A 22,045-nucleotide genomic window follows, 5' to 3' on the forward strand; every position below is an offset into this window, starting at 1 on the left:
GCGTAAGCATAACGAATAACGACAATCAATCGTGCCGCTACCTGTGGCAGAACTATCGTGACAAACCGCTACATCTTGCCAAATTGAAGCATTACGGCGCAAACCCATGTTAGAACACACACCTACTGCTACGTTATCCATATCGCCCCGTTATGTAGTCTTCGGTTTGCTTCTTCTCTGGCATAGTAAACAGCGTATCGCTGTCTGCATATTCTATCAGCCTGCCCTGATGGAAAAAGGCGGTGTAGTCGCTTACCCTAGCCGCTTGCTGCATGTTGTGCGTCACGATAATAATGGTGCATTGTTTTTTTAATGCATCCATCAGTTCTTCGATAAAAAGTGTGGTTAGAGGGTCAAGGGCCGAGGTGGGTTCATCAAGAAGTAGAATGTCAGGCTTCAACGCTAGTGCTCTTGCAATCACCAAACGCTGCTGCTGACCGCCAGATAAAACATGAGCGGATTCAAATAAACGATCTTTAACCTCGTCCCACAGCGCCGCCTGTTTCAGTGCGCTTTCCACCGCGTCGTCTAAGTGTCGACGAATTTTAACGCCTTGAAGCTTAAGCCCGTAGCACACGTTCTCATAAATGCTCATAGGAAAGGGGTTGGGTCGCTGAAAAACCATGCCCACGTTCGTTCTTAGGCGTGACACATTTACTTTGCGGCTATTGATGTTTTGCCCATCAATAATAATTTCACCATCGTATTTGCAACCGTCATACAAATCGTTAAGGCGATTGAAACAGCTAATGAGTGTAGATTTACCACAACCACTTTGACCAATTAACGCTGTGATTTTGTTTTTTGGGATCCGCATGCTGATGTCGTTTAACACATGCTTGTTGCCAAACCACAGGTTGAGGTTTTTAACCTCTACCGCAGTTTGTTCTTCACCAATGTCGTTAACGTTCAGCGTATTGTGTTCAAACAACTTCAACATGTTACAAAACCTGTATTATCCTTTGAGATAGCGTTTGCGCAGGCGCGCTCTAAGTACAACTGCCAGAATATTTAATACAAACACCACCACGAGTAAAAGCAAGCAAGCGGCAAACATCATGCTTGCGCTCTTTCCATCAGTTTGGCTGTGAAACGCTCCGTCATAAATAAGCACGCCCAAATGCATAAACTGCCTATCAAGATGGAGATAAGGAAACTCTCCATCTATAGGCAAGGTTGGCGCAAACTTGACCGCCCCCACTAACATAAGTGGCGCTACTTCACCTGCCGCCCTCGCAATCGCCAAAATTACGCCAGTCATAATACCCGGAGACGCAATAGGCAATACGGTACGCACTATAGTCTCAATTTTGGTAGCTCCTAATGCGTAACTGCCCGCTTTCAATCCTTCCGGCACCCTGCGCAAACCTTCTTCAGTCGCCACAATCACCACAGGTAATGTCAAAATTGCCATGGTTAAGGCAGCCCAGAAAACGCCAGGGCTTCCCATTGTGGGTGCTGGCAGTGTGTCACTAAACAATAGCTCATCAATACTGCCGCCCAAGGTATAAACAAAGAAACCAAGGCCGAATACGCCGTAAACAATAGAAGGTACACCTGCCATGTTGCTTACACTGACACGAATAATGGTGGTAAGCGCCGTGTTAGGTGCATATTCGCTCAAGTAAATAGCGGCTAATACACCAAAGGGCGTTACGATGATGGTCATTAAAAATACCATGAGTACAGTGCCAAACAACGCAGGGAAGACGCCACCTGAGGTATTCGCTTGTTTAGGCGAATCGGTGAGAAAAACACCGATTTCCGAAAACGCCACCTGCCACTTTTCCCATGTACTTAGACGACTGACAAAATCCACATCTTGAATACTAGATATGGGAATAACAAACGGCGTTTCGTCAGCAAAACTTACCAATAAGGTATACTCGGCTCGTGTTGCTTCTAACGCTTCCACACGCTTTTGGTATTCGTTAAACGATGCCACTAAACGCTCTCTTGCTGGCGCGTCGGCAACAACATTACGTTTATCAAATTGAGATAGCGCTTCGTGAATAGGTGCAAGGTGTTGCGTATTTAAATCTTCAATTTGCGCGCTTATTTGAGCCACTTCCTCTAGCACAATATCAATGTTACCAAGAGGTTGAGGCGGTTTAGATGGCACGACGATGTATTCAGGAATTGCCAACACACGCCTGCCGTCTAACAGTTTTATTTCTGCGCTTTGGCTTGCAAGTAGAGAAGTCTCTATTTCCTCTCGAGATAACTGGATTTGAAAGCCATAAGGATGCTGAGCATCTGAGAACTTAAGTGTCACATCCTCATTTGTTGATTCATCAAATAGGTTCGCAAGCACCGAAAACCTTGTGCCGTCTTGATGCGTACCGGTAACCGTATAGATGGGCTCTGGCCAAAAATATGCCGTACCTCGAAAACTAATAAGTATAAGAACGCTAACTAGCGCAATAAGCAGCAGGCTGGTGAAAAAAGCCGTTAAGCTAATGACTAACGATTGACGCTGTACCGCACTTAACCCAAACGTTGTTCGATTAACCATAGTACGCCCTACTTCTTATACGCTGTCGCAATAGCTCTGCCATGGTGTTTACCAAGAAGGTAAACAGAAACAAAATACACGCGGTGAAAAATAGAATTTGATAGTGCGCCGATGATACATCTGCTTCTGGAAGTTCGATTGCCAAGTTAGCAGTAAGTGCTCGCAAACCTTCTATCAAGCCCCAGCTGGAGATTGGCGTATTCCCCGTCACCATAAGGACTATCATGGTTTCACCAAACGCGCGGCCGAAACCTAGCATAATCGCGGCAACAATACCCGGTAGTGCAACGTGAAGAACAACATGAAGTAAGGTCTGTAATCGTGTGGCGCCTAAAGCAAAAGAGGCGTGTTTTAAATCATTTGGAACGCCGTTTATGGCATCTTCAGCAAGGGAATAGATACTAGGTGATATGGCCACACCTAACGCTAACGCTACCACTATAGTCGTTTTCCCGATGGGACTATCGGACTCGGCCGCAAGCATTGTAAACCCGTCTACCCCCATTATCGAGAAAATAAGCGAAGGCGCATACTCCACGCTAATAAAACCTAAAAGGAACACTCCGCTTATAGCAAATAGTAGCTCTGCTCCGTGTCTTAGCTTCTTTGGTAAGTATTCCGCAACAGGGCGCTGTACCAGAGCAACGACAATAAGCACAAAAGGGATAACGATTAGGAAAAAGGCAAAGGAAAATAAAAACTGCTCAGCTTTTGGCGATAACCAAATGGCTGCGATGAAGCCAATAAGTACACTGGGAATCGCTTCGAGCAATTCGATAGCCGGCTTAATAACGTTGCGAAGGCGGCTTTTAGCAAAAAACGCGGTGTAAATTGCGGCACCGATAGCAACCGGAATAGCAATAAGCAGCGCTAAAAGAGAGGCTTTAATACTGCCTATTAATAGCGGTGTTAAGCTAAACTTTGCCTCTTGAAAATCAGAGGCACTGGTGGTTTGCCATACGGTTTCTTCCGTTTCATACCCTTCGTAATGCTGCGGTTCAAACAGAGAGGCCCATGTAGTAACGCCGCTTAAGTGCCTGCCTTCCCATACTGATAAGGTGCTATCTGAATAGCCATAAAGCTTATTGCCGTACCAAATGATATTCTCAGCAGAACGCTCTATCTGTTGTGATGCCACTACATCGCCCGATACACGGTTTACCAACAACACTCTTGCTTTATCGGTCAGCACAGCCACCAAGTTCATACTGGCATGTTCTGCCACATCCTTAACGTTCTCTCCTGGTAGCGCTACTTGGTAGGTTTGTTCAAAGGTAAGGCCTTTATCGCTTTTGCTCAGCACCCAGCGAGTAAGTACCTGTGTATTGCTGTTCATTAGGAAAAAGGTGCGGTCTTTAGCAAGTGGAAATACAATCTTCTCATCTAATGACGCTGTGATGTTTCCTGCTATTGGCAGTAGTGACGCACCTTCATCCGTGAGCCTATTTAGGAAAAGGGCATCATCCACTTGGAGTAACACGCTCTGACTGCCGGGTAACAATACGAGTCTGTCTATATTATGAAACCGTTTATCCACCACCTGTGTAGGACGAAACCGATTTACCCAACGGATAAACACTTTATTGTCTTGAACGATAGAAACCACTGCCCATTTTGAAGACAGTGCAATGCTCCAGTCACTGCGTCTCTCCCACTCATCTTTGGGAAGCGCGAACGTAATGCTGTTCGACAACGCCGCTTGCGGCGTACTTGTGGCAATATCCTCTGCGCTACCGTCGGTCATATTGAACGATCTAACCGGTAAAACTCTCACTTGGGCGTTGGGAGAAACGTCTACGATATAGTTCTCTCCCATCACACTGTGGGAAGACAGTCTATGCTCACAAGGGCGGATGTAATCGTGATTACTTACCAGAGCATCGCCTTTAAGCAACTTTAAACCTAATCTACAGTCAGACTTTCTAACCAGCAGCGGCTGGCTATTGATGATGTCACCGGCGCTGATAATTTCTTCGTTGTCTTGGGTTTTAAAGCTTGAAAGGTGTTGTAAGCTAGGGGTGTATGCCAAAGGCAGAGCTTGGCTTATTAAGTGGGTGATAAGAATAACTAACGTCAACAAAACAAGGCCGCCAAAGCCCGTCACGACATAGCGTGACCACCTGTCGCTGCGCTGGCGCTTTTTGTTTGTGCTGTTGCTGTCGAAAGTCATGCGGCTGTTTAGTAATTCTTATTTTCGAAATTCTTCATTTTTAAGAAGAATAACCCTAAATTGCACTGGTGAGCAGTGTAAGTTTTGTTATGCTAATAGCAAGTGAAAGTTTAAAGCATTACCTTCGCGCAACCTACTCTGCGCCTATGGTATTACCCAACAGGAAGACGATCAAAGTTTTTCTCTACACGCCCAATAAGGAGCATCGTATGCAATCATTGGTTATAAGCATTATGGGTAAAGACAAGCCGGGTTTAGTAGACGCACTGGCTAAATGTGTATACAAACATGAGGGCAACTGGCAAGGGTCGAGCTTTGCGCATATGGCGGGAATGTTCACCGGTTTTGTAGAAGTACATGTTGCCGATGAGAACAAACAGGGCTTAATCGATGCGCTAGACGCCATTAAAGATTTGTCGGTGCAATCTGTAGCGGTAGCTAGCAGTGAAAATAACAACACCACCAAATTGACGGTTGATGTAATGGGCAATGACAAAACCGGTATTGTCCAAGAGCTTACCTCTGTTTTAAACCAGTTCAATTTGAATATTCTCACCTTTGCTTCACACTGTGAAAGCGCGCCTAACTGGGGCAGCCTGATTTTCAAAGCAAAAGCAGAAATTGCGGTGCCAGAAGATTTTGACGACGGCGCACTGCAAGATTCACTGGAGTCGTTGGCTAACGATTTGGTGGTGGATATTACCGCGAAGCGATAAAAACAAGGGCGTATTTGTGGTGCCATACACTATCCGCGCATCACAATTACGAACTCATCATATTGAAAGTTAATGGAATAACCACAACGCAATGCGTGCGCACTTGCACCAGAATACGTGTTGTCACAGTAGTGTCACTGACTGATGGCAGTCTTTGACCATTTTTATGAACGTGAATTGAGACATTATGGATAACGACGTTTTATATTATCCCAAAGAATTAAGCTGGCTTGCGTTTAACGAACGCGTATTGCAAGAAGCCGCAGATAAAAACAATCCCGCCGTGGAGCGAATTCGTTTTCTTGGTATTTACTCAAATAACCTAGATGAGTTTTATCGCGTGCGCGCCGCTGACGTGAAACGACAAATTACCATTGCGCAAAATGACGGCAATGAAGAGGAAGCTGAACGCCAAACCGCTCTTATGGCGCTTATTCAGAAAAAGGTAGTCCAGCTTTCTGAAAAGTTCGACCAAATTCATAAGGATGTGGTTAAGTCCCTAGCTCGCTACAACATACATATTCTTCGAAAAGACGATTTAGACGATTATCAAAAGCAGTGGGTACGCAACTTCTTCGTTAACAAAGCACTGCGTCACATTGCACCTATTTTAATAGATAAGAAGACCGACCTACTTAGCCGTTTGAACGGTACGTCGGTGTATTTATATGTGGCGCTTAGAAGAAAGGACCGCAATCCTAAATTTGCGGTTATTCAGGTTCCTACCTCTGAAATGTCGCGCTTTATGCTGATCCCACCGCAAAAAAGCCGCAAGAAAAAGAGCATTATTATGCTCGATGACATGATTCAGCTGTGTATCGAAGACATTTTCCGCGGTTTCGTGAAGTTCGACGAAATTGAAGCATTCTCGTTTAAAATGACGCGTGATGCGGAATATTCTATCAACGAAGAGATTGACGAAAGCTTCGTTGAAAAGATGTCTGAAAGTATGAAGCAGCGCCTTATCGCAGAGCCTGTGCGTGTTATCTACGACACGAACATGCCAGAGGACATGAAATCTGACTTGCGCAAGCGACTTAAGATAACCAAGCTAGATACCATGCACGCTGCTGGGCACTATCGTAACTTTAAAGACTTTATTGGCTTCCCTAATGTGGGTCGGGAATATTTAGAGCATACGCCGCTGCCTGCTATCGACAGCAAGGCATTCTCTAAGTACAACACCGTTTTCGATGCCATTACTGCGCGAGACATACTACTGTACTACCCGTACCACCGCTTCCTACACTTCACCGAGTTTTTGCGTCAGGCGGCTTTCGACCCGAATGTTAAGACCATACGTATTAATATTTATCGTGTTGCCAGTAATTCACGCATTGTAAACTCGTTGATTGACGCAGTAGACAACGGCAAAAAAGTAACCGTTGTGGTAGAACTTCGCGCCCGTTTTGACGAAGAGGCAAATATCGAATGGTCTAAGCGCATGACTGATGCAGGTATACGCGTTGTACTTGGCGTGCCTACTCTTAAAATTCACTCTAAACTTTGTATTGTGACCCGTGAAGAACGGGGCAGTTTGGTGAACTATGCGCATTTCGGTACGGGTAACTTCAACGAGAAAACAGCAAAGATTTATACCGACTACAGCTTATTCACCCGTAATCAAGAACTCGCCGATGAAGGCGTGGCGGTATTCGATCTTATTCAATACCCTTACCGACGCTACAAGTTCCAGCATCTTCAAATATCGCCATTAAACGCCAGAACGAAAATTCAGTCGTTAATTCGTCAAGAAATTCAGCATTTGAACCAAGGCCAAAAGGCACAAATCACTTTCAAAATTAACAACCTTGTTGATAAAGAACTTATTGATGATTTGTACCGGGCTAGCCAGGCAGGAGTTAAGATCCGCGGTATAGTGCGCGGTATGTGCTCACTTAATCCTGGGATAAAAGGAATAAGCGAAAACATCGAAATTATCTCTATTGTTGATAGATTTCTCGAACACCCTCGCGTGATGATTTTTGAAGGTGGCGGCGATAGAAAAGTGTATATCTCTTCTGCCGACTGGATGACCCGTAACATGGACAACCGCATTGAAGTAGGTTGTCCAGTGTATGATAAAGGTCTTCAGCAGCGCATTGTTGATATAATGGAGCTACAATTTAAAGATACCCTGAAGGCTCGAGTGATTGACAAGGATCAGAGCAACAAGTACGTTCGCAGGGGAAATCGTAAAAAACTTCGTTCTCAGATAGAAATTTATGACTATTTGAAGAAGCTAGAAGACACTTTGTAGGATAGAAAATTAGTACATGACCCAGCACGAATCAGTTTTTAATGACGTGGAAACCCGCGAAGTCAATAAAGTCGCAGCACTAGACATTGGCTCAAATAGTTTTCACTTAGTAGTAGCACGCATTGTTGCTGGGTCTGTGCAGATTCTGCATAGAGTTAAACAAAAAGTTCGCTTGGCCGAAGGTCTTAACGACGACGATATCTTGTCTGATGAAGCGATGGAGCGTGGGCTTGCTATGCTAAAAGTAGTAGCAGAGAGCCTGAAAGGTTTTGAGCCCGACTCCGTGAGAATTGTCGCCACCCATACGTTGCGCAGAGCGCGTAACGCCCGCGATTTTATCAGCGCAGCAAAAGATATCCTTCCCTACCCTATCGAAGTCATTTCTGGTGTAGAAGAAGCGCGACTTATTTATTCAGGCGTTGCACATACTAACCACTCCGACGGCCAACAGCTGGTTATTGATATAGGCGGTGGCTCTACTGAGTTCGTTATTGGCGAAGGTTTTACTCCTTTACTTTGCCGCAGCCTTCAAATGGGCTGCGTAAGCTATACCAAACGGTTTTTCCCTGACGGTGAGCTAAAGCCAAAAGCCTTTGATCGTGCTATCACGGCTGCACAGCAAGAGCTTGAGTTAATAGACAATAAATATCGCAGACTGGGCTGGGTCCAGTGTATCGGTACGTCGGGTACCATTCGTTCGCTGTTTACACTTTGTCAGCAAGACAGACCCAATGGCCACGATATTCCGGTGACACTTAAAAGTTTGCGCAATTTAATGAAGCAATTCATAAGCGCAGGGCATATAGACAAATTAAGCTACCCAGATTTAAGTGAAGATCGTCGTGTGGTTATTGCCGGCGGCCTCGCTATTCTTATCGCCGTTTTCAAAGCGCTAGAGATTGAAGGCTTGGTGTACTCGCCTGCCGCCTTGCGCGAAGGCGTGCTTTATCAGATGGAAGATGAGCTTCATCACGCTGATATTCGCGGCAGAACCGCGAGTAGTTTGGCAACGCGCTACGATGTAGATACGTCCCAAGCCACTATGGTGCTTAATACAACCCTTTCACTTTTCAACGATGTTGAAAAAGCATGGAAACTTAAAGGGCGTGACTTTAAAAGCATGCTCGGCTGGGCAGCTTTACTTCACGAAGTCGGCATGCAAATTAACTCTCGAGGCATACAAAAACACAGCGCCTATATTCTTGGTAATGTGGACATGCCTGGGTTTACGCAGGAACAACAATTACTGCTAGCTACGCTCGTGCGATTCCATAGAAAGAAAATTCGAACCAATGAATTGCCCGCATTTAATCTTTTCGATGAGCAGTCGGTTAAGCATTTAATCGCGTTACTGCGTTTGGGTGTACTGCTTAATATTAAACGCCAAGAGGGTTTTGTACCTGACCTCGTTGTTAATGTAGAAAAGAACGAACTGACCATTACCTTCCCCGATGGCTGGTTAGATGAAAAACCTATTATCTCAGCTGACCTGCTACGAGAAAGCCACTACTGGAAAGCGCTTGATTTAAAACTCACAGTTGTTCCTGATATCGAGCAATTACATCCCGCGGTAGAATAAGCAAATACCGACTATCAGCACCTCAAATTGAACATTTTATAGGCAAATATCAGTATTATTTGCCTATAAAACCGGTATACTACGCATTAGCATTACCTTATCTAAAACCTCCAATTGATGTTATTTTTTATAGGTTCTTAACAGTAGTTATGTTTCGTAGTATCTGGATTTTTTTGTTGCTGATTGTAAGTTCATTTGCCTTCGCATCGTCCAACCATGTCTACTTTCTAACCGAGGTCACCCCACCCAATTACTGGATTAATGAGGATGGAAAAGCACAAGGCGTCAACGTAGACCTCGCAAACGCACTAGAACCTCTGCTGCCATTTAGCAGTTCGTTGGAACACATGCCGTGGGCCCGTGCAGTACAAGAAACCCTCGATAATCCCAATCTGGTACTTCTATCTTTATTGAAAACACCGAACAGGGAAGATGAATTTGAGTGGATTTCATCAGTGAATCATATGCAGGCCTCGCTGATCCGCTTAAGGCAGAAAGAGACAGCACACGTCAATTCCTTAGACGACGCAAAGCAGTTCCGAGTAGGCTCAATACGCGGCTATGGTTCAGCCTCTTTTTTGCAGCAAGAAGGGTTTGAAGAAAATAGAAACCTCGCTTTGGTTGCTGAGCCAGCACTACTGTGGAAGCTTTTGTATATGGGGCGCATCGACTTTGCATTAGCCAATTTTGAGACAGGAAAGTATGAAATCAGCGACGCAGGCTTTAACCCTAACGACGCAACGAGCGAATATGTTATCGAAGCATTGGGTGCTGATCTTTTTGTTGCCACTGGCCTTAAGACTGAGCAAGACAAAGTAAGCTCACTTAAACACGCGCTATCGATTTTAAAAGCGAATGGCGAATATGCTCGAATACTAAAAAAATGGGGCCTTGAACCGATTGAGTCGGCGCATTAGCCCCAATTAGTTTCAGCACACTAATTATTGAGCTTCAACTTGCGTACTTTGTGACTGCACGCTGTCGTATTTTTTAAACCACGCCAAGATATTTTCAACTTTACCAATCATTCTAGATGGCTTAGAAGCGATCCCGTGGGGCGATCCAGGTACTTTTACCAGCACGCTATCAACCTTTTGAATCTTTAACGCTTGATAGAACTGCTCGGTCTCAGACATTGGCGTGCGCTTGTCCTCCACTCCCGTGATCAGCATGGTGGGGGTCGTTACATTGCCTACTAGCGATAGCGGTGAGCGCTTCCAGTAGTGCTCTACATTATCCCAAGGCATACCCGGAAATTGGAAAGGGATTTGATATAGACCTGAATCGGCAGTCAGCACTTTCGATAACCAGTTGATAACGGGTTTAGCGACTACGGCTGCTTTAAATCGGTTAGTAAGGCCAATGGCATAGGCTGATGCAATGCCGCCTGCTGAACCACCAGTAATAAACAGTCGCTCTGGATCAGCGATGCCTTTTTCAATAAGCGCATCTACGCCCGACATATGGTCTGAGAAGTCATATTCCGAACTGTATTTCCCTTGAAGTAGCAATGCAAAGCGTTCTCCATAACCTGTACTACCTCTGTGATTATCATAAAACACCACGTAGCCCTCTGCAGCCATGCGCTGCAGCTCGGCCGTGAAGACTGGGCCATAAGCGAGATTAGGTCCGCCGTGAATTTCTAAGATAAGCGGATACGTTTTCGAACTGTCATAGTTTGGCGGCAGAATGTACCACCCCTGGATTTCTTCGCCATCAATAGAAGACGGATAGACAATTTCTTTTACTTCGCCAAGTTGCTTATGACCAAGAACGTCTTCATTGAGCGCTGTAAGCTGTCGCTCGTTTCGCGTAGTGACATACAGATCAGCGGGGCGATCGGTACGTCCTTTGGTGTAAGCCACTACATCACCGACAGCGTGATAAGTGCCAAATACGTAAGGTCGTCCTAACGTTGTACCGCCCAGCCCCTTAGCTACGGCTTTTACGTTGCCCGATAGCGATACTACATCTACCTGCGCTAAACCGCGAACCGACTGCTGAAAATAAACGTGCTTATTATCTTTCCAGTGAAAGTTAGACACTGAATTATCAACGTCTTTTGTTAAGTTTTTGGCATCTGTACCGTCACTTTTCATCACGTACAAATAGCTATTTTTATACATCACCTTTTCGTCATCTCGACGAGCGTAAGCTATGTACTTTCCATCAGGCGACACCACAGGCGATGATTCGAGGCCTTTGTCGTTGGTAAGTTGCTCGATATTTCCCATCATATCCACAGAGAAGATATCCCCCTCTACAGGCTCATATTCCCAATTGTCACTGCGGTTGGCAGAGAAATAGATTTTGTCGCTATCAGGAGAGAAACTTAAGCGCCCATTGTGGTGATAATTACCTGAAGTAAGCTGTCGTGCTGTGCCCCCATCGGAAGGAACAACGAAAACATGGGTGTAAGCGGGTTCAAGAATACCGCGACCATCTGCTTGATAGCGAGCTTTGGTAATATATTGAAAGCTAGGAGACCACTTTGCTCCGTCAGGCTTTTTAGGCATCTTAACGTCTAGTGGCTTTTCCTTGGCATCTACGCTCATGGTAAAGGCAATATGCTTACCGTCTGGTGACCATGTGATGTTGCTAGGGCTTGAGGTGACATTCGTAACGAGTGCCGTTTGCCCTGTATCCATCCAACGCACATACAGTTGTGGTTTACCTTCTTCATTAGAAAGGTAAGCCAATCGGCTACCGTCTGGAGACCAGCGAATAGAATAATAATTTTTTTTCGAAGAAAGTAAGGGACGGTTTGATTTACCATCTACCGAGGCTAGCCAAACATTGGCGCGGCTGCTGTCTGACATGATGTCGTTTGAACGACGTACATACGCGATATGTTTACCGTTTGGAGACACCTGAACTTCACTCACGTATTCCAGATTAAAAATATCTTCCGATTTAAAATAGTGTTCAGACTCGGTAGTAAAAGATTCGGTTTCATTGCTCGCAAGCACTGTGGCTGGCATAGCTAGCGCGCCTACGCTAAATAGCGCAGCCCACATCGCATACCGTTTTTTGACTGACGGGTACCTGTGATTTCTAGTAAAAGACATATCTCACCTTAATTATTCGTTTTTATCCGATCATTTTTATGGGGTGATCACTTTGCCGTGATGCATTTAACTTTCCCATACTACTGAATTAATTCTGGCAATGAAGATTAAACGTCGAGCGACATCATCTAGGCGATTAAGCGCATAAGCCTGCCTTTGAACTTAGCCGAATGATTAGTTGCGTGCTGACAGTTAGGTGCTAAGTTTTAAGTAAGGCTTGAAGGTATTCCCCATGAATAATCCGCACGGCGAATTTGAATGTAGCGTAAGCGGTCAACTGCTGCTTTTCTCAGCAAGGGGCCCGTGGAACGATGAAACCATGCGAAATGGCGTGGTTAAATTGTCTTCCGACATTTCGAAATTTGAACAAGGCACCAAGTGGGCACAAGTAAGCTGTCTTTACGGTGAAAGCCTGATGCCCCCTTCCACCTTTGATATTTTTGTAAAGCAAACCCAGGTAAGAAAAACCCGCGGCCTGTCGTTTCTTGCCGTTGTGATACTAGATACCGATATTATGCTTACAACTAAGCATCAAATTTCTCAGTGCTACGACGCTGCCGAGGTTCCTTATGGCTTCTACGATACGGTAGAAAATGCATTGCAAGCGATGACAGATATGGGCTATGAATTTGATAGTGAAGAAGCTGAACGCTTTTTTAACCGTTTTAACTTTACGCAGTAAAAGCGAGGACAAAGATGCATTTTGCTAGTATCGAAAGTTAAGATAAGAATTCGACACCAGTTTCTGACAAAGGCAAATATAAAAGGAGAGCTAAAGCTCTCCTTATTGTTTTAAGACTGCCATCCGCCTCCGAGTGCCTGATACAAATCGACCAGCGCGGCCATTTGCTGCTGACGGGTTTCTATAAACTCGCTACGCGCTTCCAGTGCTTCTCGCTGTGCAAGCAGCACCTCTAAATATTCACCATGAGCTGACGAAAAAAGCCTATTGGCAATATCAATCGACTGTTCCAGTGAAGCAATTTGATGTCGCCTTGCTTCAGCACTTTTCTCCAAATTATCAAGCTTCGATAAACTGTTTGTTACTTCAGCTACCGCCGTTAAAACGGTCAGTTCATATTCGTAAGCCGCTTCAATTTTTTCGGCGCTGGCATTTTGATAAACCGCCTCAATCGCCCTGCGGTTTATTAATGGCGCAAAAACATCACCAGATAAAGAATATGCCAATGACTCAGGCACATTAAACAAGTAGCGACTATCAAACGCCGATAAACCTACCCCTGCTTTTAGCTCAAAAGAAGGGTAGAAGTTGGCTTTAGCCACATCGATATTTAACTCTGCTGCCTGGAGCGTGAGTGCAGCTTGTTTTATATCAGGGCGATTGTCTAATAGCGCAGAGGGTACACCCACCTGCGGGCTAATGATTTCAGCACTAAGTAACACATCACTGTTTCTTTTAATAGGTTGTGGAGTGCGCCCCAACAACAGATTAAGCGTGTTCTCTTTCTCTAGGATTTCCTGCTCAATCAAGTAACGCTCGCTCTCGTTTTTCTTCACTTCCGCGTTAAAGCGCGCAACGGGTAGCGATGACGCCCGCCCGTATTCTTTCAACGCATTAATAGTGTGAATAACATTGCGCTGTAGCGAAATGGTTGAGTCGAGGTTCTCTAGCTTGTTATCTAACGCCAGTAGTTCATAGTAAGTACGCGCAACTTCAGATACTAACTGGGTAACGAAAAAGTTCTTACTTTCAACCGACGCCAAGTATTCGAGTGAAGCTACTTTGGAGGCATCTCTTAACTTATGCCAAACGTCAATTTCCCACGACGCATTAAGGCCTAGCTTTAAGTTTGCCAGCGGGTCGGGAAATTCTTTATCCTCCTTGATATTTAACTGTTCTTCTACTGCGCCTTCCCGGGTATATTCGCCAACCTTTTCGGTTTCAGCGGCTCCCCCCGCAGAGAGTCGAGGCAAATATTCCCCTTCCCGTGCGTACACTTCATTCGACGCCATATTAATGCGTTGAATTAATATAGACACCTCTTGGTTGTTCTTAACCGCCGTATCCACCAGCGCAGAAAGCGTAGGGTCGTTAAACCACTCACTCCATTGAATATTTGCTTGTGTACTCTGTTTAATCCCTTGACCAGCCTGAGTATCCACTTGCGAAACTTTCGCGTTAAACTGCTCTGGCAAATCTAGATTAGGGTTTCGCGTTTCAATGGTAGGGATGGCACATGCCTGTACTAACAACGCACTACTAAGCGCTAACCACAGCGGCTTATAAGTAAATCGCTTTTTATTTATCATCGCTTAGCACCTCATCGTTATAGTGGTAAGTTTCAGTAAGAGGGACATGATCTTCGTTTTTGATTAATGACTTACCTTCTTCAAGTTTGGCGAACAAGTAGTAAAGCCCAGGAATAACCAGCACACCAAAAATAGTGCCGAACAAAGTACCGCCTAAGGCAGAAGCACCAATAGTTCTATTTCCCACTGCGCCTGCCCCCGTTGCAATAACAAGCGGAATTAGCCCTGCTACAAACGAGAACGATGTCATTAAGATTGGACGGAAGCGCTGTTTGGCCGCTTCAACAGCTGCGTCAGCAATCGATAAGCCCTGCTGATTTTTTTGCACTGCGTATTCCACAATAAGCACGGCATTTTTGCCGAGTAACCCAACCAGCATAACTAAGCCAAGCTGCGCATAAACGTCGTTGGCCAGCCCCATTCCTTTTAGAAACAGGAATGAGCCGAGAATACCGGTAGGTAGTGAAAGAATGACTGCAAAAGGTAGAAGCAGACTTTCGTATTGTGATGCCAGCACGATATATACAAACAACAATACTACGGCAAAGATAACGATGGCTTCATTGCCTCGTTTAGCCTCGTCAAATGACAGGCCTTCCCAACCTATGTCATATCCTTTTGGCAGGGTTGCAGCCGCGACTTCCTCAACTGCTTTTATCGCTTGCGCCGAGGTATACCCTGCTGCAGGCTCTGCACGAATTGCTGCCGAGGTATAAAGGTTGTAGCGTGTAATTTCATTAGGGCCTTGGGTTTTAATCAGCTTCATAAAGGCCGAGTAAGGCACCATTTCACCCTCTTCGTTTTTCACGTAGTAATCCAATAGGTCACTGGGATAACGACGATATTCCGGTGCACTTTGTGTGTACACTTTGAAGAAGTTATTAAAGCGCGTGAAGCCTTGCTCATAAGTACTACCAATAAGAATATTCAAATTCTCCATGGCCGCGCCAATAGATACCCCTTTCTGCATTGCAGCTTGGTTATCTATCTCAATTTTGTATTGAGGATAATCGGCCGCGTAAAACGTGAATAAACCTTTTAGCTCATCACGTTTACCGAGTTCTTCCATGAAGGCTTTGTTGATTTGGTCGAACTCTTGATAGTCGGTAGTGTTGGTTTTATCGAGTAAACGAAATGATAACCCCGACGACGCGCCATAACCCGGCACAACAGGCGGTTCGAAATACTCAATCACTGCACCTAAGTGGTGTGTCTTGGCTTCCAGTTCTTCAATGATGTCACGTACCGACTGTTCGCGATTAGCCCAATCTTCAAGGTTAATCAAGCAGGTGCCTGCATTTGAACCTCGACCTTCCGTAAGGATTTCATAGCCAGCAAGCGAGGACACCGAGGAGACGCCTTCAACGTCCAGCGCCAAGCTTTGCAGCTCTCGCGCTACTGTATTCGTCGCTTCAAGGGTACTACCTGGCGGTGTTTGAATAATGGCATAGATTTGCCCTTGGTCTTCACCGGGAATAAAGCCGGTAGGTAATGCCTGATTAACGCCAAAGGTACTTACCACAAAGCCCGCAAGCAGCACTAAAGTAACACTGCGGCGTGTAACGATAGCTTTGATAATGCCTGTATAACGACCGGTTAACTTATTGAAATAATGGTTAAACCCATCAATAAACTTGCTTAATGGCGTTGCTTTTCTTGTGTGTGAATGAGGGTTTTTAAGCAACATTGCACACAGCACTGGCGTTAATGAAAGCGCCACAATACACGAGATGATAATTGACGATGACATGGTAATAGAGAACTGGCGATAGAAGACACCTACCGGGCCCGTCATAAAAATAAGGGGCACAAAAACCGCCGTCATCACCAGTGTAATCGCGATAATAGCTCCCCCCATTTCGCCCAGTACTTGTTGGGTCGCCATATAAGGGGTTAGGCTGCTGCTCTCTTCCATTTTCGCGTGAACGGCCTCCACGATAACAATAGCGTTATCTACCACAATCCCTATAGCTAGTACCAATGCGAACAGAGTAATAAGGTTTATGTTCACCCCTGTGGCCTGCATGCAGAAAAACGTCCCTACCAGTGAAACCGGCACAGCCAGAAGCGGGATCAATGTGGAGCGCCAGTCACCCAGAAAGATGAACACCACCAAGGAAACCAAAATAAAGGCTTCAAACAAGGTATGCAGCACTTGTTCAATAGAGGCATCTAGAAACTTGGAAACATCGTAGTTGATTTCGTACTTCATGCCTTCTGGAAACGTTTTTTCTAGTTCAGCCATAGTGGCTTTCACCTGAGAAATCACCTCGTTGGCACTGCTTCCATAGTTCTGCTTTAGCACTATCGCAGCGGAAGGATACCCGTCTTTGTTTGAGTAAATATCGAAGAATTCACTACTTAACTCAACATCAGCAATGTCACCTAATTTGAGCAAGCGACCGTCGGAGTCGGCGCGAATAATGATATTTTTATATTCTTCAGGCTCGTCATAACGTCCTTCATAAATAAGTACGTATTCCTTTGATTGAGCGGTAATGCCTGAGCTTCTGCCAAGTCGTCCCGGGCGTCCAATCAAGCTTTGCTCGTCTATCGATTCCATGATCTCATCCACGGAAACATTGTAGGCACGCATGCGATCAGGCTTTAGCCAAATTCGCATGGCGTACTGACGGCTTCCCAATATTTTTGCACTGGCAATACCGTTTACCCGCTGTATTTCCGGTATGAGGTTGATATTGGAGTAGTTGTACAGAAACTTTTCATCAGCCGTTTCATCCGTGCTATAAACGTTTATGTACATCAACATGCTGGGCTGAACCCGCTCTAGTACCACCCCTTCTAACTGCACGAGCTGGGGCAGACGGTTCATGATCTGATCAAGCCGCGTTTTTACATTAATTAGCGCTTGATTCGGATCCACATCTAAATCGAAGATAACTTGAATAGTGGCTTCACCCGCGCTCGTCGCATCAGACACTATGTATTTCATGCCCGGCACACCGTTGATTGAACGCTCAATGGTAACCAGCGATGATTTCACTAGCACATCAGCACTTGAACCGGGATATGCCAGAGAAATAAGCACCCGCGGCGGAGCAATATCCGGAAACTGTGACGTGGGTAGGCTAAAAACCGACAACACGCCCAAAAATATAATCATCAGCGATAGCATGATGGCCATCACTGGACGTTTAATAAAAACTCCAAACATAGCGCCCCCTTATTCTGCGTGCAGTGACAGTTCAGCTAATGTGTCGCTGGCTGAAATAAGTTCAGGCTCTATCTCATCCCCGTTCGAGACTCTTCGCAGTCCTTCAATCAAAATAGTGTCGTCCGGCGCTAATCCGTCTGAAACCAGATAGATGTTAGGGAGTTCTGCAGCGATGTTAATGTGGCGGGTTGCTAACTTGTTCTCGCTATCCAGCACATACACAAAGCTTTGATCGAGAATTTCGAACGTGGCCTTCTGAGGAATAACCAGCGCATCTGGATAGGCAATATCCACCATGACATTTCCGGTCTGCCCATGTCTTAGCAGCTGGTCTGGGTTAGGGAAAGACGCACGCATTTCTATGGTACCGGTATGATTATCAAAATCGGCTTCAATGGCATCTATCACGCCTTGGTGCTCGTAAATACTGCCATCGGCAAGCTTTAATCGCACTGGCGTTTGTTTGTTTGACGGGTTGTTTTGCGCGTATTTCAAATACTCAGATTCAGGTACATTGAAATACACCCACATGGTGCTGATATCAGATAGCGTGGTAAGCAACTCACCCTCATCAAGCAGACTTCCCGTTCGAGCTTCCAGACGGTCCATTTTGCCGGTGAACGGTGCTTTAACGTCAGTAAACGCTAGGTGGGTCTTCGCCAGTTCAACTTCTGCCTGTGCTTTTTGAAGCTGCGCTTCAATCACGGCGAGTTCGTTAGGAGAAACAATGTTTTGCTCAACAAGCGACTTTGTATTTTTGTACTCCATCTCGACCGCTTTAGCCTCGGCTTCAGCGCGGTGTAGTTCAGCTTCATACACGTTCGGCATTATTTTAAACATGGGCTGACCACGTTCTACCGTTTGTCCCTCATCAACAAAGGTCGATTGAAGATAGCCTTTTTCCATAGCTCTAACTTCAATATGTTGAATGGCACGTATCTGACTGACGTACTCTTTTACCAGCGTTGTGTCTTGTACGATAGGATGAGTAACGTTGAATTGAAGTTTTTCGTGATGCGCAGCATGTTCTTCATGTCCACAACCACCTAAAAGTGCGGAAACAATGCTTACTGCAAGAAGTGCTTTTTTGCTCATAATGTAAATTCGTAATAAAAAGGCTAATCGTGACATGCCTTATAAAAAGACAGCATGCCACTAGCGCGCTTTCAGCAAATAGGTTCACCGCTGATAATTAAGCACGCAAAAACATCCAGCAAAGCGCTGGCGCGTTGTTAGGAATATCGAATTAACGAGTTTTTTAGGTAGCCAATAACCGCTAAACCTAAAAAACTAAGCAATAGGCGGCGCTCGGGTTAACGGCGTTGCGTAGTTAAGGAATGTTTTGAAAAGCCCACGCGGACGTGGTTTTGCGGTATCCGTGAAGGAGTCCGTAAGATAATCCAGCACAACATTTTGTGGCGGGACGGGCTCTTCCGGTGCACTTTCCTCAGTATCAAATTCAAAGGAATATTCTGAGATAGAAGCATCAAAATGATGCTTGAACGTGATCGGCTTGTAATCCTGTTTAAGTCCAGATAAGCAAGTAAACAACAACGCAATTAATGCGTATATGGTGTACTGCTTCATGTACTGATGATTATTCACCGATGATTATTCCAGGAATTCAATTATATAAGGAAAATTGCGGCGTTATGCTACACAGGCAATTACGCTTTTACAAGAAACATTCTTGCTAGTAAACGCGGGCAATAAGCGATTGCACGTTTTCAGAATCGACAAAAGCGGAATGGAATAGGAAGTGACAAAACCGCACAACGAAAAAGAGCGCCATTAGGCGCTCTTTACAATCAATTTAAAAGGAGAGGATCAAGCTTTAGACGCTTGGTAGATACCTTCAATTGCAGTATCAAGCGTTGCTTCAAACTCTTCTTGAGTTTGCTGTGCAGATACGCCTTCTGTCAGTGCGCGAGAGAAACTCGCGATCATACCTTGGTTTTCTGCCAGCTTCGCGTTTGCTTCCTCGCGGCTATAGCCACCAGATAGCGCCACTACTTTAAGTACACGAGGGTGATCAACAAGCTCTTTATAAAAGTTTGCCTCTGTCGGAAGCGTAAGCTTAAGCATGACTTCCTGACCTTCGTTTAGCAGATTAAGCTGCGTCAAAATCTCTAGCTTAAGTAATGCTTCTGCTTCCGCTTTTTGTGGACTGTGAATATCCACTTCTGGCTCAATGATTGGAACAAGGCCCGCGGCTAAAATTTGCTTACCCACTTCAAATTGCTGAGCAACAACGTCTTTAATACCTTGGTGATTCGCAAGCTTAACAACACTTCGCATTTTAGTGCCAAATACATCTTGCGCCACCGCTTTAGCTAGCAGTGCATCAAGACCTGGCATTGGCTTCATTACCTGCACGCCGTTGCTTTCTTCAGCTAATCCTTTATCTACCTTTAGGAACGGAATTACGCGCTTCTTCTGCCATAAGAAATGTGCAGAAGACATGCCTTCAATTTCTCTATCAAGGGTGTTTTCAAACAAGATTGCGCCAAGAACGCGCTCGCCGCTAAAAGGGGTGCTGGTGATAATGCGTGTACGCATTTCGTGAACAAGATTAAACATCTCTTCGTCTGAGCTATACTCTGACTCTTCGATGCCGTATAAGCGCAACGCTTTAGGGGTACTACCGCCGCTTTGATCTAACGCTGCAATAAAACCGGTTTGCGTCTTCAGTTTATCCAGCATTGCCTGCTGAGCTTGTGATGCCATTGCAACACTCCTTTTGTATATTACTGCCTTAATAGACAGGTGTAGGGTTTATTGTTATACCAATTCTATTAAAGATCTGTTTGTCTCAGACGCAGCATGCCAGCACCTTAAGTAAACACATCTGTAATAAAGTTGGTATTTATGCCTGCGTACTTCACTGTTTCGCAGGTGTAATCGTTTCCGATTAAAAGGTCACGCTCAACAATGCTGTTACTGAGCGTGACACTTATGGGGTAACGTTTGTACTAGGCCTTAGCTATCTAGAGCTTTAAAACGCTGCGTTTACATGCAGCGCCCAGGCTTATTTATTTTTTTCTTCTAGTACTGCTACCGCTGGTAGTGTTTTGCCTTCCAAGAATTCTAGGAACGCGCCACCACCTGTTGAAATATAAGAGACCTTATCGGCAATCCCGTATTTATCAACTGCTGCTAGTGTATCACCACCACCTGCGATTGAGAATGCGTCGCTTGCCGCAATCGCTTCAGACAGCGCTTTTGTTCCAGCACTGAACTGTTCAAATTCAAATACGCCTACAGGGCCATTCCATACAATGGTTCCCGCGTTCTTGATAATGTCCTCTAACGCCTTTGAAGAGTCTGGACCAATATCAAAAATCATATCGTCGTCGGCAACGTCACTGACTACTTTTAGCGTCGCTTCGGTATTCTCATCAAACGCTTTGCCCACGACAACATCTGTAGGTACTGGAATATTACCGCCATTCGCCTGCGCTTCATTCATAAGCTGCGTGGCTTGCTCGGTAAGGTCCATCTCTACTAGTGACTTACCTACATTATGGCCTTGAGCAGCAATGAAAGTGTTGGCAATACCGCCACCAACAATCAGCTGGTCAACTTTTTCAGCCAATGTTTTTAACACGGTCAACTTGGTAGACACTTTAGAGCCACCCACAATAGCAACCATTGGACGCTTAGGGTTGTCTAGCGCTTTGCCAAGTGCGTCTAATTCTGCAGCAAGTAATGGGCCAGCACAGGCTTTTGGTGCAAATTTAGCAACGCCATGAGTAGACGCTTGTGCGCGGTGAGCAGTACCGAACGCATCCATAACAAAGATGTCGCAAAGTGCTGCGTACTGTTTTGCTAACGTTTCGTCGTCCTTCTTTTCGCCGTTATTAAAACGTACGTTTTCAAGGATAACTAATTCGCCGTCTGCAAGCTCCACGCCATCTAGGTAATCTTTTACAAGCTTAACCGGTACGTCTAGGGCGTCATTAAGATAATCAACAACAGGTTGAAGAGAGAATTCGTCTGCAGGCTCGCCTTCAGTAGGACGACCAAGGTGAGACATCACCATAACTGCCGCACCTGCGTCTAGGGCTGCTTTAATCGTAGGGATTGATGCTTTGATACGCGCATCAGAAGTTACTTTGCCGTCTTTTACCGGCACGTTTAAATCTTGTCTAATTAATACGCGCTGACCTTTTAGGGCCATATCGCTCATGCTTGGAATTGCCATCGTCTTTCCTATGTTAATTTAAATTCAGTAGAGCGTGTTTTGAAGGTAAGACACGCTCAAATTAACTGTGAAAGCTGCGCGGGCTGG

At 45.2% G+C, this 22,045-nt stretch carries 15 protein-coding genes; 5 read left to right on the forward strand and 10 right to left on the reverse strand.

Annotation, left to right across the window (positions count from 1 at the left end):
* Positions 1-133: 133 nt before the first annotated feature.
* Genes pstB through ACFI6L_RS15900 form a run of 3 tightly spaced genes read right to left on the reverse strand, consistent with a single transcriptional unit; the run spans position 134 to position 4,685 of the window.
* Complete coding sequence (pstB, locus tag ACFI6L_RS15890; protein WP_014948402.1) at positions 134-940, reverse strand: phosphate ABC transporter ATP-binding protein PstB; 807 nt, start codon at positions 938-940, stop codon at positions 134-136.
* Positions 941-955: 15 nt separating this feature from the next.
* Entirely contained in the window at positions 956-2,515 is a 1,560-nt protein-coding gene (pstA, locus tag ACFI6L_RS15895) for a phosphate ABC transporter permease PstA (protein WP_423083023.1), read from the reverse strand.
* Positions 2,508-4,685, reverse strand: coding sequence for an ABC transporter permease subunit (locus tag ACFI6L_RS15900; RefSeq protein WP_462574403.1), 2,178 nt, complete (start codon positions 4,683-4,685; stop codon positions 2,508-2,510). The genes pstA and ACFI6L_RS15900 overlap by 8 nt, the downstream gene beginning before the upstream one ends.
* Before the next feature lie 209 nt (positions 4,686-4,894).
* On the opposite strand from ACFI6L_RS15900, the gene ACFI6L_RS15905 reads away from it, so the two are divergent.
* The 4 genes from ACFI6L_RS15905 (at position 4,895) to ACFI6L_RS15920 (ending at position 10,157) form a co-directional block, all read left to right on the forward strand.
* On the forward strand, positions 4,895-5,401 hold the full coding sequence (locus ACFI6L_RS15905; protein WP_014975755.1) for a glycine cleavage system transcriptional repressor: 507 nt from the start codon (positions 4,895-4,897) through the stop codon (positions 5,399-5,401).
* Between the two features lie 187 nt (positions 5,402-5,588).
* Positions 5,589-7,661 carry a polyphosphate kinase 1 gene (gene ppk1, locus ACFI6L_RS15910; protein WP_014948398.1) on the forward strand — a complete coding sequence of 691 codons (2,073 nt, stop codon included), beginning with the start codon at positions 5,589-5,591 and terminating at the stop codon, positions 7,659-7,661.
* Between the two features lie 16 nt (positions 7,662-7,677).
* On the forward strand, positions 7,678-9,240 hold the full coding sequence (gene ppx / locus ACFI6L_RS15915; RefSeq protein WP_039224606.1) for an exopolyphosphatase: 1,563 nt from the start codon (positions 7,678-7,680) through the stop codon (positions 9,238-9,240).
* A 149-nt stretch (positions 9,241-9,389) separates the two neighbouring features.
* The gene (locus ACFI6L_RS15920; RefSeq protein WP_462574404.1) at positions 9,390-10,157 is read left to right on the forward strand and encodes a transporter substrate-binding domain-containing protein; all 768 of its coding nucleotides are present in this window, start codon (positions 9,390-9,392) and stop codon (positions 10,155-10,157) included.
* Between the two features lie 24 nt (positions 10,158-10,181).
* Here the strand turns inward: ACFI6L_RS15920 and ACFI6L_RS15925 are convergent, their stop codons facing one another.
* Positions 10,182-12,308, reverse strand: a complete 2,127-nt coding sequence (locus ACFI6L_RS15925) for a S9 family peptidase (protein ID WP_462574406.1) — start codon at positions 12,306-12,308, stop codon at positions 10,182-10,184.
* A 232-nt stretch (positions 12,309-12,540) separates the two neighbouring features.
* On the opposite strand from ACFI6L_RS15925, the gene ACFI6L_RS15930 reads away from it, so the two are divergent.
* Positions 12,541-12,990, forward strand: coding sequence for a hypothetical protein (locus ACFI6L_RS15930; RefSeq protein ID WP_462574407.1), 450 nt, complete (start codon positions 12,541-12,543; stop codon positions 12,988-12,990).
* 110 nt (positions 12,991-13,100) lie between these two features.
* Here ACFI6L_RS15930 and ACFI6L_RS15935 read toward each other — a convergent pair whose 3' ends face one another.
* The 6 genes from ACFI6L_RS15935 to ACFI6L_RS15960 form a co-directional block, all read right to left on the reverse strand.
* Positions 13,101-14,579 carry a TolC family protein gene (locus tag ACFI6L_RS15935; RefSeq protein ID WP_462574408.1) on the reverse strand — a complete coding sequence of 493 codons (1,479 nt, stop codon included), beginning with the start codon at positions 14,577-14,579 and terminating at the stop codon, positions 13,101-13,103.
* Positions 14,569-17,754, reverse strand: coding sequence for an efflux RND transporter permease subunit (locus ACFI6L_RS15940; RefSeq protein ID WP_423083019.1), 3,186 nt, complete (start codon positions 17,752-17,754; stop codon positions 14,569-14,571). The genes ACFI6L_RS15935 and ACFI6L_RS15940 overlap by 11 nt, the downstream gene beginning before the upstream one ends.
* Before the next feature lie 9 nt (positions 17,755-17,763).
* Complete coding sequence (locus tag ACFI6L_RS15945) at positions 17,764-18,849, reverse strand: efflux RND transporter periplasmic adaptor subunit (RefSeq protein WP_462574409.1); 1,086 nt, start codon at positions 18,847-18,849, stop codon at positions 17,764-17,766.
* A gap of 195 nt (positions 18,850-19,044) precedes the next feature.
* Positions 19,045-19,359, reverse strand: a complete 315-nt coding sequence (locus ACFI6L_RS15950; RefSeq protein ID WP_231506410.1) for a hypothetical protein — start codon at positions 19,357-19,359, stop codon at positions 19,045-19,047.
* Positions 19,360-19,581: 222 nt separating this feature from the next.
* Entirely contained in the window at positions 19,582-20,481 is a 900-nt protein-coding gene (locus tag ACFI6L_RS15955; protein WP_014978432.1) for a fructose bisphosphate aldolase, read from the reverse strand.
* Between the two features lie 301 nt (positions 20,482-20,782).
* Positions 20,783-21,958: a phosphoglycerate kinase gene (locus ACFI6L_RS15960; RefSeq protein WP_014975742.1), complete on the reverse strand. Its 1,176-nt coding sequence runs from the start codon at positions 21,956-21,958 to the stop codon at positions 20,783-20,785.
* Between the last annotated feature and the right edge of the window lie 87 nt (positions 21,959-22,045).

The sequence above is a fragment of the Alteromonas sp. G4i35 genome (assembly GCF_054960375.1).

Excerpts from the sequence above, each read along its gene's own strand:
- ACFI6L_RS15930 (WP_462574407.1), top strand. The coding sequence starts at position 12,541 with ATGAATAATCCGCACGGCGAATTTGAATGTAGCGTAAGCGGTCAACTG.
- ACFI6L_RS15900 (WP_462574403.1), bottom strand. The coding sequence starts at position 4,685 with ATGACTTTCGACAGCAACAGCACAAACAAAAAGCGCCAGCGCAGCGAC.
- ACFI6L_RS15905 (WP_014975755.1), top strand. The coding sequence starts at position 4,895 with ATGCAATCATTGGTTATAAGCATTATGGGTAAAGACAAGCCGGGTTTA.
- ACFI6L_RS15940 (WP_423083019.1), bottom strand. The coding sequence starts at position 17,754 with ATGTTTGGAGTTTTTATTAAACGTCCAGTGATGGCCATCATGCTATCG.
- ppx (WP_039224606.1), top strand. The coding sequence starts at position 7,678 with ATGACCCAGCACGAATCAGTTTTTAATGACGTGGAAACCCGCGAAGTC.
- ACFI6L_RS15935 (WP_462574408.1), bottom strand. The coding sequence starts at position 14,579 with ATGATAAATAAAAAGCGATTTACTTATAAGCCGCTGTGGTTAGCGCTT.
- pstB (WP_014948402.1), bottom strand. The coding sequence starts at position 940 with ATGTTGAAGTTGTTTGAACACAATACGCTGAACGTTAACGACATTGGT.
- pstA (WP_423083023.1), bottom strand. The coding sequence starts at position 2,515 with ATGGTTAATCGAACAACGTTTGGGTTAAGTGCGGTACAGCGTCAATCG.
- ACFI6L_RS15925 (WP_462574406.1), bottom strand. The coding sequence starts at position 12,308 with ATGTCTTTTACTAGAAATCACAGGTACCCGTCAGTCAAAAAACGGTAT.
- ACFI6L_RS15960 (WP_014975742.1), bottom strand. The coding sequence starts at position 21,958 with ATGGCAATTCCAAGCATGAGCGATATGGCCCTAAAAGGTCAGCGCGTA.
- ACFI6L_RS15955 (WP_014978432.1), bottom strand. The coding sequence starts at position 20,481 with ATGGCATCACAAGCTCAGCAGGCAATGCTGGATAAACTGAAGACGCAA.
- ACFI6L_RS15920 (WP_462574404.1), top strand. The coding sequence starts at position 9,390 with ATGTTTCGTAGTATCTGGATTTTTTTGTTGCTGATTGTAAGTTCATTT.
- ACFI6L_RS15945 (WP_462574409.1), bottom strand. The coding sequence starts at position 18,849 with ATGAGCAAAAAAGCACTTCTTGCAGTAAGCATTGTTTCCGCACTTTTA.
- ppk1 (WP_014948398.1), top strand. The coding sequence starts at position 5,589 with ATGGATAACGACGTTTTATATTATCCCAAAGAATTAAGCTGGCTTGCG.